The 1369-nt window shown below is 35.9% G+C and carries 1 protein-coding gene and 1 pseudogene; both read right to left on the bottom strand.

The features are described from left to right. Nucleotides 1–40: 40 nt before the first annotated feature. Nucleotides 41–799, bottom strand: a complete 759-nt coding sequence (locus GMD4S_RS08925) for a class I SAM-dependent methyltransferase (RefSeq protein ID WP_001287243.1) — start codon at nt 797–799, stop codon at nt 41–43. A 484-nt stretch (nt 800–1283) separates the two neighbouring features. After that, nucleotides 1284–1369, bottom strand: a pseudogene (locus GMD4S_RS13355) (50S ribosomal protein L1); the annotation flags it as partial.

The following is a 1369-nucleotide window of genomic DNA, read 5'->3' as shown; positions in this document are numbered from 1 at the left end:
TTTAAGAAAGAAAAAAGGAAAAGTTAACTTCAATAATTATCTAACGATTTGACGATTTATAACTAGCCATAGCAATAAAGCCCAATTTCTGTTTATTCTTAGCAAACATTTTATACATAGTTAAAAACTGCTTTCTATTCTCCTTTTTACAAGCATTTACGCAAATTTTCAAAGTTCCTAGCCAACCTTCGTCATAAATCATACCTGATAATTTCATTAATGTCATTTCACCAGTCAATATTTTCACATCACGATAACCTGATTCTATCATCACCTGTTCCCAACCATCTTGAGTTAAAGGACCTACATTTACATGAATTGCTTGTGACAATTCCTGTCTGACAGACTCTTTAGCTTCCTTAAGAAGCACATCATGTGTCAAAAGAAGACCTTCAGGTTTTAAAATCCTCAGATACTCCATTACACATTTTTTCTTAGCTTGATCGGCTTGCATAGTCAGCATAGCTTCATTTATAACAATATCAAAACTAGCATCTCCATAAGGAAGTTTCATTGCATTTGCTCTTTCAAATCTGATCAAATGACCAACACCTGCCGTTTCAGCAGATTTTTTAGCCACTTCTAAGGCTTGTCCATCCATATCAACAGCAGTTATCTTACAACCAAAACGCTGTGCTAACTCAATTGCTGTAGTTCCCCTATTGCACGCAACCTCTAGTATTCTCTTTTCTTTTGAAAATCCTCCTTCCGTAATTAACCAATCTGTAGCACGTTTTCCACCTGGACGTAAGCGTTTTTTCCCCAGTTTTGCTAAAAACTTATGACCTGCTTCTGACATTTGAACACCTCTATTTTTTCTTCATTATAACATAAAATTATATTGTCTGACAATTCTAATCTATTATTTGATAAACTAGAATCAAAAGCATACAAGCTACCATGACTATAGCATAAATCTATTAATCACCTCTCTAGTTCGAATTCAATTGCTCACGTAGTTTACGCATATAGGTTACGCCTACATATTTGTACTTTAGAGTTGCTGGCCTTCTTATCCGCTATATACGCTTTACTATCACGTGCCTATTCGTATAGCCAAGATTTCTCTATCTCTTTCTCTGCCGATTCTTATTTCCAACGTCAGACTTAAACAGTCTATCCTAATGCCGTTCGATCAGCTACTCACAATAGTCAGGCTTGGGAATCACTTTTGGCTTTACTAGTATATGGTACCCACAGAGGACTTACACCTCAGATGAACGGAATGTCCGTCGTACCTAAAAAAACGAGCACTTTCGTACTCGTTTTTAAAAATCTGTTAATTAAAGTGAGTTTACGTCAACCTTGATACCAACACCTTGAGTAGTTGTGATTGTCAAGTTTGTTACGTAAGTTCCTTTAGCTGTAG

Source organism: Streptococcus sp. GMD4S (genome assembly GCF_000296955.1).
The sequence above is the reverse complement of the archived record's forward strand: the minus strand, read 5'-3'. Positions and strand labels throughout refer to the sequence as shown.

What these genes read in the sequence shown, in the direction of transcription:
- GMD4S_RS08925 (WP_001287243.1), bottom strand. Translation starts at nt 799, where the DNA reads ATGTCAGAAGCAGGTCATAAGTTTTTAGCAAAACTGGGGAAAAAACGC.